This is a genomic window from Streptomyces sp. NPDC059201, assembly GCF_042754585.1.
Classification (GTDB): Bacteria; Actinomycetota; Actinomycetes; order Streptomycetales; family Streptomycetaceae; genus Streptomyces.
In genome coordinates this window covers 541,969-554,293 of sequence record NZ_JBHZBB010000002.1, presented here as the reverse complement: position 1 = coordinate 554,293, position 12,325 = coordinate 541,969, and the positions used below count along the sequence as shown (strand labels likewise).

Below are 12,325 nucleotides of genomic sequence, written 5' to 3'. Positions count from 1 at the left end.
CCTCATTCTCGCCCCACGGGGGCGGGCCCGGACGGGCCCGCCCCCGGCGCGTTCAGCGGCGGGCCGGTTCCGCGGGCTCCGCCGCCTCCGGGGCCGCCTGGGCCGGGAGCCCGGGGGCCGGGGTGCGGCCCGGGAGGAAGGCGGCGACGACCACGACGCCGACGACGGCGATCGCCGCGGAGGCCCAGGCGGTGACGTGCATGGCGTCGATGAACGCCTGGTGGGCGGGGGCGATCAGGCTCTCGGCGTGGAGCTTCTCCGCGACCGCGAGGGTGGCCTCCAGGGACTCGCCCGCGGTGGTGCGCACGGCGGGCGGGAGGACGTCGAGGTGGGACTCGATCTCGCCCCGGTAGACGGAGGAGAGGACGGAGCCGAGGACGGCCACGCCGAGCGCGCCGCCGACCTGGCGGAAGGTGTTGTTGACGGCGGAGCCGGAGCCCGCCTTCTCCCGGGGCAGCGTCTGCATGATCGCGACGGTGACCGGCGGCATGATGTGCGCCATGCCGGCGCCCTGGAGCAGGAAGACCAAGGCCATCACCCAGACCGGGGTGTCCGCGTCGAAGAAGGCGAAGGCGCCGAGGCCGACGGCGACGGCGGCCATGCCGGTGGCGCAGACCGCGCGGGCGCCGAAGCGGGCGACGGCGTGCCGGGCCCGGGGCGCGAAGACCATCTGGGCGAGCGCGAGCGGCAGCAGGAGCAGACCGGAGTCGAGCGCGCTGTAGCCGCGGACGCTCTGGAGGTAGAACGCCGAGAAGAAGGTGACGCCCATGAGGGCGAAGAAGACCAGGGCGATGGCGGCGACGGCGGCGGAGAAGACCGGCTTGCGGAAGTAGGAGACGTCCAGGGCCGGGTGGTCGCTGCGCTTCTCGTACAGGACGAAGGCGGTGAGGACGGCGAGCCCGCCGAGGACCGGGACGAGGACCCCGGGCTCGGTGAAGGACGCCTGCTCGCCGCCGCGGATGATCCCGTACACGAGGAGGACGAGGCCGAGGACGGAGAGGAGCACGCCGACCAGGTCGATCCGGCCGGGCGCGGGGTCGCGGGACTCGGGGACGAGCCAGATCATCAGGGCGAGGCCGAGGAGCACCACGGGCACGTTGATGAGGAAGATCGAGCCCCACCAGAAGTGCTCCAGGAGGATGCCGCCGGTGATCGGGCCGATCGCGATGGCGAGGCCGACGCTGCCGGCCCAGATGCCGATGGCCTTGGGCTGCTCGTCGCGCTCGAAGACGTTCATGAGGACGGCGAGGGTGGCGGGCATGACGAAGGCGGCGCCGAGGCCCATCACGGCCCGGTAGGCGATCAGCTCGCCCGGGGAGCCGGAGAAGGCGGCGAGGGCCGAGCCGATCCCGAAGACGGTGAGGCCGAAGAGGAGGGACTTCTTGCGGCCGAGCCGGTCGCCGAGGAGGCCGGAGGCGAAGAGGAGGCCGGCGAAGACGAGCGTGTAGGAGTTGATCGCCCACTCCAGCTCGCTCTGGGTGGCGCCGAGTCCGGTGGGGTCCGGGGAGGCGATCGTCTTGACCGCCACGTTCAGGATCGAGTTGTCGAGGACGACGATCAGCAGGCTGAGCATCAGCACGCCGAGGATCGCCCAGCGGCGGCGGTGGACGGCCTCGGGCACGGAGGGGGAGGGGGAGGAGGAGGGGGACGGCTCTGGCATGTGCACCACTGTAGACCTGTTTCGATACGGACCCGTCTCGTATCGGAATCCATGACCGAGCCTTTACGCACACCCATCGCGTTCGAACACTCACTCGTCTGTGAAGAGCGCCACAACGGCCCACTTCCCCGCCCGCCCGGCGAAGTGCCACCATGGATGTGGTCCGGGGACGCCGTCAGGGCGCCTCGAGATGACACAAGGAGCCGTGCACCATGACGCTTCAGGCTGCCCAGAAACCGTTCGCCGACAGCACGAAGACGCTGTACGGGGGCAAGGGCTCGCGCCGTCTCACCGTCCACGACATCGCCGCCGCCAAGACCCGCGGCGAGAAGTGGCCCATGCTCACCGCCTACGACGCCATGACCGCGTCCGTCTTCGACGAGGCCGGCATCCCGGTGATCCTCGTCGGCGACTCCATGGGCAACTGCCACCTCGGCTACGACACCACCGTGCCCGTCACGATGGACGAGATGGCCCTGCTCTCCGCCGCCGTCGTCCGGGGCACCCGGCGCGCCCTCGTCGTCGGCGACCTCCCCTTCGGCTCGTACCAGGAAGGGCCCGTCCAGGCCCTGCGCAGCGCGACCCGGCTGGTCAAGGACGCGGGCGTCCAGGCGGTCAAGCTGGAGGGCGGCGAGCGCTCGCTGCCGCAGACCGAGATGCTGGTCCAGGCCGGCATCCCCGTCATGTCCCACCTGGGCCTCACCCCGCAGTCCGTGAACACCATGGGCTACCGGGTGCAGGGCCGCTCCGACGAGGCCGCGCACAAGCTGCTGCGCGACGCCAAGGCCGCCCAGGACGCGGGCGCCTTCTCGCTCGTCCTGGAGCTGGTCCCGGCCGAGCTGGCCGCCGAGGTCACCCGCTCGCTGCACATCCCGGTCATCGGCATCGGGGCCGGCCCCGACACCGACGCCCAGGTCCTCGTCTGGACCGACATGGCCGGGCTGACCGGCGGCAAGGTGCCGCGCTTCAGCAAGCAGTACGCCAACCTCCGCGAGACGCTCGGCGACGCCGCCCGCGCCTTCGCCGAGGACGTGGCCGGCGGGTCCTTCCCCGCCGAGGAGCACACCTTCCACTAGGAGGCACCGGACCACTCCCGGCACCACCGACAGCCCGCCGCCATCCCCCGACGGCGGGCTGTCGGCCGCCTGTAGGCCGTTTGTCGGAAGACTGTCAGTGGTGGCGTGTTCCATGGTGGCCATGACGCGATCACAGACCAACGCCATCGAGGTCCGGGGCCTCGTGAAGCACTTCGGCGACACGAAGGCCCTCGACGGGGTCGACCTGGACGTCCGCGAGGGCACCGTCCTCGGGGTCCTCGGGCCCAACGGCGCCGGGAAGACCACCCTCGTCCGCTGCCTCTCCACCCTCCTCGTCCCGGACGCCGGGACCGCCACCGTCGCCGGCTACGACGTGGTGCGCCAGCCCCGCCAGCTGCGCCGCACCATCGGCCTCACCGGCCAGTACGCCTCCGTCGACGAGAAGCTCTCCGGCTTCGAGAACCTGTACATGATCGGGCGGCTGCTCGACCTGTCGCGCGCGGACGCCCGCCGCCGCGCCGACGAGATGCTGGAGCGCTTCTCCCTCACCGAGGCCGCCAAGCGCCCGGCCGTGAACTACTCCGGCGGCATGCGGCGCCGCCTCGACCTGGCCGCCTCGATGATCGGGCAGCCGGCCGTGCTCTACCTGGACGAGCCGACCACCGGCCTCGACCCCCGCACCCGCAACGAGGTGTGGGACGAGGTGAAGCGGATGGTCTCCGAGGGCGTCACCGTCCTCCTCACCACCCAGTACATGGAGGAGGCGGAGCAGCTGGCGAGCGAGCTGACCGTGATCGACCGGGGCAAGGTCATCGCCAAGGGCGAGGTCGACGAGCTCAAGGCGAAGGTCGGCGGCCGGACCCTCAAGGTCCGCCCGGTCGACCCGGACCAGCTGCCCGCGATGGCGGCCGCGCTCCGCGAGACCGGTCTCGACGGCGTCGCCGGCGCGACCGTGGTGCCGGACGAGGGCGCGCTGTACGTGCCGATCCTGACCGACCAGCAGCTGACCGCCGTGGTCACGCTGCTCGGCGCGCGCGGCTTCGGCATCGCCCACATCGGCACCCACCTGCCCAGCCTGGACGAGGTGTTCCTGGCCATCACCGGCCAGAAGACCGCCGTCTCCGACGAGATCCCCGAGGAGGTCGCCGCGTGAGCACGACCACGGTCACCAAGTCCCCCACCGTCACCCCGGGTCCCGCGAAGGACCGGCCGGTCCGCACCGAGACCGACGGCCGCATCGGCCTGCGGGCCAACCTGCGCCACATCGGCGCGCTGGCCCGGCGCAACGCGCTCCAGATCAAGCAGGACCCGGAGTCGATGTTCGACGCCGTGTTCATGCCGATCATCTTCATCCTGCTCTTCGTGTACGTCTTCGGCGGCGCCATCTCCGGCAAGGGCAACAACGACGTCTACGTGAACTACGTGACGCCCGGCCTGATGGCGATGATGGGCATGAACATCGCCATGGGTGTCGGCGTGGGCATCAACGACGACTTCAAGAAGGGGGTGATGGACCGGTTCCGGACGATGCCGATCGCCCGCTCCTCGGTCCTCATCGCCAAGATCGTCGTCGAGCTCGGCCGCATGATGATCGCCACCGCGATCCTGCTCGGCATGGGCTTCCTGCTGGGCCTGACCATCCACACCTCGGTGCTCCACCTCCTCGCCGCGATCGGCCTGTCGGTGGTCTTCGGCGCCTCCCTGATGTGGATCTTCGTCCTGCTCGGCCTGAGCCTGGGATCCGCGCAGGCGGTGCAGGGCATGGCCATGATGGTCCTGATGCCGCTCCAGTTCGGCTCGTCGATCTTCGCCCCGACGACGACGATGCCCGGCTGGCTGGAGACCTTCACGGACTACAACCCGCTCTCCAACCTCGCCGACGCGGCCCGCGCACTCATCAACGGCGGCGCGGTCGCCCACTCGGTGTGGATGGTGCTGGGCTGGTCCCTGGTCATCACGCTCGTCACGGCGCCGCTCGCGGTCGCCAAGTTCCGCAAGAAGACCTGACGGGACCGGCCCCCTCCGGCGGGGGCTCAGGACTCGGCGCGTCCGGTGATCGCGTCGGCGGCGCGACCGAGCAGGGCGGCGGCCTCCTCCAGGGAGAGGCCGTCGCCTTCGGCGTACGCGGCGGCGAATCCGGCCTCGCCCAGGACCGCCCGGGCCAGCTCCGTCGCCCGGACCACGTTCTCCCGCTCCATCGCGGGCGCCCGGTGCCCGTCCGGCAGCAGGCCCTCCCGCGCGCCGAGGAGCACGGCCGCCGTGCGCGCCCCCTCGCCTCCGGTCCCGGCGAGCGCCCACGCGCCGACCGTCAGGTGCGCCGAGGGCATCTGCGGGGCCACCATCATCGACAGCGGGCCCAGCGACCGCTCGTACGCCTCGGCGGCCCGCGCGAGCGCGGGGACGTACCGCTCCTCCAGGACGTCGATCCAGCCCAGGCTGCCGAGCGTGAACCCCTCGAAGACGGAGAGGGTGTCGCTGCTGAACTCCTTCAGGAGCAGCGTCAGATGCTCCCGGGCCTCGACGGTCCGGCCCGTGCGGCCCAGCGCGAGGGCGAGGAAGATGCGGGCGCCGAGCTGCGGTTCGTGGCCGGAGCCGTGCCGGTCCTCCAGGATCTCCCGCAGGATCGCCTCCCCCTCCTCGATCCGGCCGCTCTCGACGAGGATGTCGGCGTACCGGGCGCGCAGCAGCGCCCGCTGCGAGGGGGCCCCGAGCTTCTCCGCGTAACCGATGGCGGCGGCGAAGTCGGCCCCGGCGGCCTCGAACTCCAGCCGCCGCTCGTGGGCCTCGGCGCGGGAGGAGAGCGCCTCGGCCGCGCCCCAGGCGTCCCCGAGCCGTTCGAAGATCTCCAGGCTCTCGTCGGCGTCCTCGATGGCCTGCGCGGCCCGGTCGCTGCGGTTGGCCCGCATGTTGGCGCGCAGGTGCAGGACGTGGGCGAGCTCCCAGTCGTAGCCGTTGCTCCGGCAGGCCGCCACGGTGATGTCGAGGAGTTCGTGCAGCCGGTCCGGCTCCCCGATGAGGAGGACCGCGAAGACGGCGAAGGAGCCGGGCAGCCGGCAGGTCTGCGGGAGTCCGGGCCGGTAGACGGCGGTGATCTCGCGGAGCCGGGCCGTGCCCTCGGGGCTCGTCCAGCGGGCCGTCTCGTGGTCCATGTTGACCAGCTCGACGAGCCGCACGCCGCGCCGGGCCTCCCAGCGCTGCTCCTCGGAGAGCGGGGGCGGAGTGGCGGTGCACGGCTCAGCGAGCGGCACGAGGGGCGCGGCGGGCGGCGCGAAGGGGTCGGGGCCGAGGGCGGCGACGGTCCGGACGGCGTGGAGGGCGTCGGAGCGCAGGTCGCGCAGCTGCCAGTACCAGAGCAGGGCGTGGACGAGGACGAGCGCCTCGTCCTCGTCGCGCCAGGCGACGGCGCGGGCGAGCGCGGTGCGCAGGTTGCCGTACTCGGCGTCGAGCCGGACCATGGCGGCGAGCTGCCCGGACCCGCGCAGTTCGGGGTCGGTACGGCGGACGAGTTCGCGGTAGTACGTGAGATGGGCCCGCTCGGCGGCCGCCCGTTCCCCGGCCTCGTCCAGCCGCTCCCCCGCGTACTCCGCCACCGTCTCCAGGAGCCGGAACCGCATCCCCGACTCCCCCGGCGCCGACACCACCAGCGACTTGTCGACCAGCGCGCCCAGCACGTCGAGGACGTCGCCCCCCTCGGCCCCGGCGCACACCGCCTCCGCCGCCTCCAGGTCGCATCCGCCGGTGAACACCGCGAGCCGCCGCAGCACCGCCCGCTCCGGCTCCTCCAGCAGGTCCCACGACCAGTCCACCACCGCCCGCAGCGTCTGCTGCCGGGGCAGCACCGTCCGCGCCCCGGAGGTCAGCAGCCGGAAACGGTCGTCCAGCCGGTCCGCGATCTGCCGCGCCGACAGCACGCGCAGCCGCGCCGCCGCCAGCTCGATCGCCAGCGGCAGCCCGTCCAGCCGCCGCACGATCTCCCGCACCGCCGCCCCGTCCTCCGTCACGTCGAAGCCCGGCCGCGCCGCCGCCCCGCGCTCCCCCAGCAGCCGCAGCGCCGTCGCCTCCGGCAGCGGGCCCAGCGGCCGCAGCCGCTCCCCCGGCACCCCCAGCGGCTCCCGGCTCGTCGCCAGGACGCGTACGCCAGGACAGCGCGCCAGCACCGTCTCCGCCAGCCGCGCCGCCGCCTCCACCACGTGCTCGCAGTTGTCCAGCAGCAACAGCATCCGCCGCCCGGCGCAGTGCTCCACCAGGCGGTGCAAGGGGTCGCCGTCGCCGCGCAGTTCCTCGGCGCCTGCGCCGCGCAGCACGGTCTCGCGGGCGCCGAGGGCCATGAGGACGGCCTCGGGGACGGCCTCCGGGTCGCGGACGGGGGCGAGTTCGGCGGCCCAGACGCCGTCGGGCCAGGTGTCGGCGGCCCGTTCGGCCGCCTCCTGGGAGAGCCGGGTCTTGCCGGCGCCGCCGGGCCCGAGCAGGGTCACGAGCCGGGCGGTGCCCAGGTCCTGGCGCAGGGCGGCGATCTCCTCGTCACGCCCGACGAAGGAGGTGAGCCGGGCCCGCAGGTTGCCGGGTACGGGCGCGGGGGCCTTCCCGAAAGCGGGCGCGGGGGCCGGTGCGGGCTCCGGCTCCGGGGCGAGGAGCCGTTCGTGCAGGGCGCGCAGTCCTGGGCCCGGGTCGGCGCCGAGCCGGTCGGCGAGGGTCCTGCGGACCTCCTCGTACGCGGCCAGGGCCTCGGCGGCGCGGCCGGTGTCGCGCAGGGCCCGGATCCGCAGGGCCTGGAGGGGCTCGTCGAGCGGCCGGCCGGCGCAGAGCGCGGTGAGTTCGGGCAGGGCGTCGGCGGCCCGGCCGAGGGCGAGCGCCGCGTCGAGCCGGGTGCGGCGGGCGTCCAGGCGGCGGGCCTCCCAGCGGGCGGCCTCGGCGTGCCGGTCGGGCAGGTCGGCGAGGACGGGCCCGGCCCAGAGGCCCAGGGCCTCGTCGAGGAGGGCGGCGGCCCGCTCCGGGTCCCCGGCGGCGAGCGCGGCGGAGCCGTCGGCGGTGAGCCGTTCGAAGCGGAAGAGGTCGACGTCCTCGCGGGTCGCGGCGAGCCGGTAGCCGCCGCCCTCCGCGGAGTGGACCCGGTCCCGCCCGAGCGCCTTCCTGAGCCGCCCGACCAGGGCCTGGAGCGCGGCCACCGCGTCGGCGGGCGGCTCGTCGGCGTGCCAGACCTCGTCGACGAGCGCGGCCACGGGCAGCGCGCGGCCGGGCCGGAGGGCGAGGGCGGTGAGCAGGGCGCGGACGCGCGGGCCGCCGACGGGCAGCTCGCTGCCGTCGGCGGTCAGCACACGGGTCGGTCCCAGGAGGCAGTAGCGCACACCCCCCATTCTCCGTGAGGGGACTCCGCGCGCCGGGAGGCGGGGGAACCCGGGGGCGGGGCGGTACGTTCTCCCGCACACAGTCCGCACCGCACCACGTCCCCCGCGCGGGGGCACGTCCCGGGGAGTCCGTGATGAGTTCGGCCGCCGTCCGCCGCCAGGAACGCCGGATCAGTCCCGTCTTCCTGGGGGTGCTCGCCGTCATGGCGGTCACCGGCTGGGCGGTGTGGACGGACTTCGCGGCGCTGCCCGGGGTGGCGATCTTCCTCTTCGTCACCTCGGCGTGGATCGTCTCGCTCTGTCTGCACGAGTACGCGCACGCCCGCACGGCCCTGCACAGCGGGGACATCACGGTGGGCGCCCGCGGCTATCTGACGCTGAACCCGTTCGCGTACACCCACGCCGTCCTGAGCGTGGTCCTGCCGGTGCTCTTCGTGATCATGGGCGGGATCGGTCTGCCGGGCGGGGCGGTCTTCATCGAGCGGGGCCGGATCAAGGGGCGCTGGCGGCACAGCCTGATCTCGGCGGCGGGCCCGCTGACGAACCTGCTGTTCGCGGTGGTGTGCACGGCCCCGTTCTGGCTGGGCGCGCTCGACGGGGTGCCGGCCGCCTTCCGGTACGCGCTGGCGTTCCTGGCGTTCCTCCAGGTGACGGCCACGCTGCTGAACCTGCTGCCGGTGCCGGGCCTGGACGGCTACGGGATCGTGGAGCCCTGGCTGTCGTACCAGGTGAAGCGGCGGATCGAGCCCTACGCGCCGTACGGCTTCTTCATCGTGATCGGGCTGCTGTTCGTGCCGGTCGTCAACGGCGCCTTCTTCGACGCGGTCGACGCCCTGATGAGCGCCCTGGGCGTCGACGGCAGGACCCGCGCCTGCGGCTCCGCGCTGTTCCGCTTCTGGCAGGGCACCCCGGCGGCCTGCCCGGTCTAGCCGGCGACGGGCGCGGTCTCCGCCCCGGCGTCCTTCTCGGCCTTCGCGCGGCGGACGTAGTACCAGGCCATGTTGGAGGAGAGGCCGGCGAGGAGGACCCAGACGACGCCGATGAAGCTGCCGTTGACGAAGGAGATCACGGCCGCGGCGACGGCCAGGGCGCAGACCACGAGGGCGTAGAGGGCGAGACGGGGCATGGGGGTCGGCTCCTGTCGGGTACGGCTGACGGTGCCCGACCAGTGTCCCCCATGCCCCGAAGCGTCCGTTCTCCGGCTCCGGTCCCGGGGCGGGAGGGCCGCTCAGACGTCGGTGACGCGCAGGCCCGCGTGGGCCTTGTAGCGGCGGTTCACCGAGATCAGGTTGGCGACGAGCGACTCGACCTGGTGGGCGTTGCGCAGCCGGCCGGCGAAGACGCCGCGCATGCCGGGGATGCGGCCGGCCAGCGCCTGCACGATCTCGACGTCGGCGCGCTCCTCTCCGAGGACCATCACGTCGGTGTCGATCTCGGCGATCGAGGTGTCCTTGAGGAGGACGGCGGACAGGTGGTGGAAGGCGGCGGCGACCCGGGAGTCGGGGAGCAGCGCGGCGGCCTGCTCGGCGGCGGAGCCCTCCTCGGGCTTGAGGGCGTAGGCGCCCTTCTTGTCGAAGCCGAGCGGGTTGACGCAGTCGACGACGAGCTTGCCGGCGAGCTCCTCGCGCAGCGATTCCAGGGTCTTGGCGTGCCCGTCCCAGGGCACGGCGACGATGACGACGTCGCTGCGGCGGGCGCACTCGGCGTTGTCGGCGCCCTCGACGCCGTGGCCGATCTCGGCGGCGACGGCCTCGGCGCGGTCGGCGGCGCGGGAGCCGATCACGACCCGCTGGCCGGCGGCGGCGAGGCGGTAGGCGAGGCCGCGGCCCTGGTCGCCGGTGCCGCCGAGGACGCCGACGACGAGTCCGGAGACGTCGGGCAGGTCCCAGGGGTCCTTGGGGGCCTTCGTGGGTTCGTTCGCGGGAGTCGAGGAAGTCATGGGCCGACCCTACCCACCGGTTCGGGACCCGTTCGGGTGGATCGGCGGATACGGGCGACGCGCGGGCGTCCCGCTCGGGCAGGATGCGGCGCCATGGATGCCGTACGGGTCGCGTTGCTGCGGGAAGTGCTCGCCGGGACGGAGTGGCCGGCGGCCGCCCGTCACTTCGCCGGGGCGCTGCGGGCGTCGGTGGTGCCGCAGCGCGGCGGGCTGCTGCTGGTCGGCACGGAGGCGTACGAGCCCTGGCACCTGGCGGCGCACCTGGTGGACGAAGCCGCCTGGTCGGGGCTGCCGGAGCTGGCGCCGACGCTGGTGCGGCACCGGGCGCGGCCCGGGGACCCGGCGCACCTGGCGGTGGGCCTGGGCCGCCTTGAGGCGGCGGGCCGGGGCGCGACGCTCCTCGTGGTGGCGCCGGAGCGGCCGGAGGAGGGGCTGCTCCAGCGGGTCCACGACGCGCGGCGGGCGGGGGCGACGGTGCTCTCGCTGGACGGCGGCGACCCGGAGGTCCGGGGGCTCGCGCACGAGGCGCTGTCGGTGGCGGAGGGGGCGGAGGTGGACCTCGACACGGTGCAGCACCTGGTGGGCGCGGCGGCGGGCGAGAACAGCCTGCCCGCGCCCCGGGGTCGCCGCTTCCGGGACCGGCTCGCCCTGCTGGCCGACCATCTGACCTCTCCGCCGCCGGCCCGCTGGTGAGCGGAATCCGGTTGCCTGGGGCGATCGACCGACGGAACATGGCTCCTCGTGTCCTCCTCCGCGCCCTCCCCGCTCCGCGCCCGGCTCGCCGCCGTGCTTCCCGATACCGCCCCGTGGCGTTCCTCCCGTGACTTCCGCCTCCTGTGGGGGCAGGGGCTCGTCACCTTCTTCGCCAGCGCCATGGCGATGGTGGCGCTGCCCTTGCAGATCAAGGAGCTGACGGACTCGCCGCTCGCCGTGGGGGCGATGGGGGCGGTGGAGCTGGTGCCGCTGGTGGTGTTCGGGCTCTACGGCGGGGCGCTGGCGGACGCGGTGGACCGGCGGCGGGTGATCGTCGCGACGGAGGCGGGGCTCGGGCTCCTCGCCCTGCTCCTGCTGGGGAACTCGCTGCTCGACGAGCCGCTGCTGTGGCCGCTGTACGTGGTCGCGGCGGGCGTGTCGGCGCTGGCGGGGCTCCAGCGTCCGGCGCTCGACTCGCTGCTGGCGCGGATCGTGCCGCACGAGCAGCAGACGGCGGCGGCCGCCCTGAACTCGCTGCGGTGGCAGCTGGGGGCCATCGCGGGGCCGTCGCTCGCGGGCGTGGTGGTGGCCTACGCGGGGCACGCCCCGGCGTACGCGGTGACGCTGGCCGGGTTCGCGGTGTCGGTGCTGATGTGCCGCCGCCTCTCCCCCGCGCCGCCCGCGCACGACGCGGACAAGCCGTCGCTGCGGTCGATCGCGGAGGGCGCGCGGTACGCCTGGTCGCGGCCGGTGCTGCTCGGCACGTACGGGATCGACCTGGCGGCGATGTTCTTCGCCTTCCCGAACGCGGTCTTCCCGTTCCTCGCGGACGACCTGGACGCGCCGTGGTCGCTGGGCCTGATGTACGCGGCCGGCTCGGTCGGCTCGCTGGTGCTGGGGCTGACCAGCGGCTGGACGTCGAAGGTGCGGCGGCACGGGCTGCTCGTGGCGGGCGGCGCGGCGGGCTGGGGCCTGGCGATCGCGGGCGCGGGCTGGTTCGGGAACGTGTGGCTGGTGCTGCTGTGCCTGGCGTTCGCGGGCGCCGGCGACATGCTGAGCGGGCTGGGGCGCTCGACGATCTGGAACCAGACGATCCCGGAGGAGCTGCGCGGCCGGCTGGCGGGCATCGAGGTGCTCTCGTACAGCGTGGGCCCGCAGCTCGGGCAGGTGCGGGCGGGCGTGATGGCCGGCTGGACCGGGACCCGTACCGCCGTGTGGGCGGGCGGTGTCGCGTGCGTGGCCTCCGTGGGCCTGCTCTGCCTGGCGCTGCCGAAGCTGCTGCGGTACGACTCCGCCACCGACGAGGACGCCCTGCGCCGCAAGGCCCAGCAGGAGGCGGCGACGGCGGCCGGGACCGTCTGACCCGGCTCCCCGGCTCCCCGGCCGCCCGCCGCCCGCCGCCGTCAGTCCCGGGTGTCCTCCGGGCGGGGCGCGTCGTGCCAGCGCGGGTCGGTCTCCCACTCCAGGTTGCGCTCGCGGGCGGTGTCCATGGCGTGGGACGCCTCCTCACGGGTGGCGTAGGGGCCGAACCGGTTCTTCGCCGGGCATTCGGGCCCTTCCTCGACCTTCTTGTGTTCCAGGCAGTAGTACCACTCGCCCGGCTTTCCGGCCGTGCGCTTCTTGAACAGGGCCATGGTCGTCGGCTCCTTCC

General features: G+C 74.2%; 11 protein-coding genes. 6 read left to right on the top strand and 5 right to left on the bottom strand.

Annotation, left to right across the window (positions count from 1 at the left end):
• Window positions 1–52 precede the first annotated feature (52 nt).
• On the bottom strand, window positions 53–1,660 hold the full coding sequence (locus ACFXMG_RS08390; protein ID WP_383827076.1) for an MFS transporter: 1,608 nt from the start codon (window positions 1,658–1,660) through the stop codon (window positions 53–55).
• A 212-nt stretch (window positions 1,661–1,872) separates the two neighbouring features.
• Between ACFXMG_RS08390 and panB the strand changes: the two genes are divergently transcribed.
• From panB to ACFXMG_RS08375, 3 genes are all read left to right on the top strand, one after another.
• The gene (gene panB / locus ACFXMG_RS08385) at window positions 1,873–2,736 is read left to right on the top strand and encodes a 3-methyl-2-oxobutanoate hydroxymethyltransferase (RefSeq protein WP_383827079.1); all 864 of its coding nucleotides are present in this window, start codon (window positions 1,873–1,875) and stop codon (window positions 2,734–2,736) included.
• Between the two features lie 112 nt (window positions 2,737–2,848).
• Complete coding sequence (locus ACFXMG_RS08380) at window positions 2,849–3,850, top strand: ATP-binding cassette domain-containing protein (protein ID WP_383827081.1); 1,002 nt, start codon at window positions 2,849–2,851, stop codon at window positions 3,848–3,850.
• On the top strand, window positions 3,847–4,704 hold the full coding sequence (locus ACFXMG_RS08375) for an ABC transporter permease (RefSeq protein WP_383827084.1): 858 nt from the start codon (window positions 3,847–3,849) through the stop codon (window positions 4,702–4,704). Before ACFXMG_RS08380 ends, ACFXMG_RS08375 begins: the two co-directional genes overlap by 4 nt.
• 26 nt (window positions 4,705–4,730) lie before the next feature.
• Here ACFXMG_RS08375 and ACFXMG_RS08370 read toward each other — a convergent pair whose 3' ends face one another.
• The gene (locus tag ACFXMG_RS08370) at window positions 4,731–8,042 is read right to left on the bottom strand and encodes a BTAD domain-containing putative transcriptional regulator (RefSeq protein ID WP_383827087.1); all 3,312 of its coding nucleotides are present in this window, start codon (window positions 8,040–8,042) and stop codon (window positions 4,731–4,733) included.
• Between the two features lie 134 nt (window positions 8,043–8,176).
• Here ACFXMG_RS08370 and ACFXMG_RS08365 point away from each other — a divergent pair, with 134 nt between their 5' ends.
• Window positions 8,177–8,971, top strand: coding sequence for a site-2 protease family protein (locus tag ACFXMG_RS08365; protein WP_383827090.1), 795 nt, complete (start codon window positions 8,177–8,179; stop codon window positions 8,969–8,971).
• On the opposite strand, the gene ACFXMG_RS08360 is transcribed toward ACFXMG_RS08365, so the two are convergent.
• Together ACFXMG_RS08360 and npdG are read right to left on the bottom strand one after the other, a co-directional pair.
• Entirely contained in the window at window positions 8,968–9,168 is a 201-nt protein-coding gene (locus tag ACFXMG_RS08360; protein ID WP_383827092.1) for a hypothetical protein, read from the bottom strand. The genes ACFXMG_RS08365 and ACFXMG_RS08360 overlap by 4 nt on opposite strands.
• A 102-nt stretch (window positions 9,169–9,270) precedes the next feature.
• Entirely contained in the window at window positions 9,271–9,981 is a 711-nt protein-coding gene (gene npdG, locus ACFXMG_RS08355) for an NADPH-dependent F420 reductase (protein ID WP_383827095.1), read from the bottom strand.
• A 93-nt stretch (window positions 9,982–10,074) separates the two neighbouring features.
• Here npdG and ACFXMG_RS08350 point away from each other — a divergent pair, with 93 nt between their 5' ends.
• On the top strand, window positions 10,075–10,674 hold the full coding sequence (locus tag ACFXMG_RS08350; protein ID WP_383827098.1) for a hypothetical protein: 600 nt from the start codon (window positions 10,075–10,077) through the stop codon (window positions 10,672–10,674).
• Window positions 10,675–10,722: 48 nt separating this feature from the next.
• Window positions 10,723–12,036 carry an MFS transporter gene (locus ACFXMG_RS08345; protein ID WP_383827101.1) on the top strand — a complete coding sequence of 438 codons (1,314 nt, stop codon included), beginning with the start codon at window positions 10,723–10,725 and terminating at the stop codon, window positions 12,034–12,036.
• A 41-nt stretch (window positions 12,037–12,077) separates the two neighbouring features.
• Here the strand turns inward: ACFXMG_RS08345 and ACFXMG_RS08340 are convergent, their stop codons facing one another.
• The gene (locus ACFXMG_RS08340; protein WP_383827104.1) at window positions 12,078–12,308 is read right to left on the bottom strand and encodes a hypothetical protein; all 231 of its coding nucleotides are present in this window, start codon (window positions 12,306–12,308) and stop codon (window positions 12,078–12,080) included.
• Window positions 12,309–12,325: the final 17 nt, after the last annotated feature.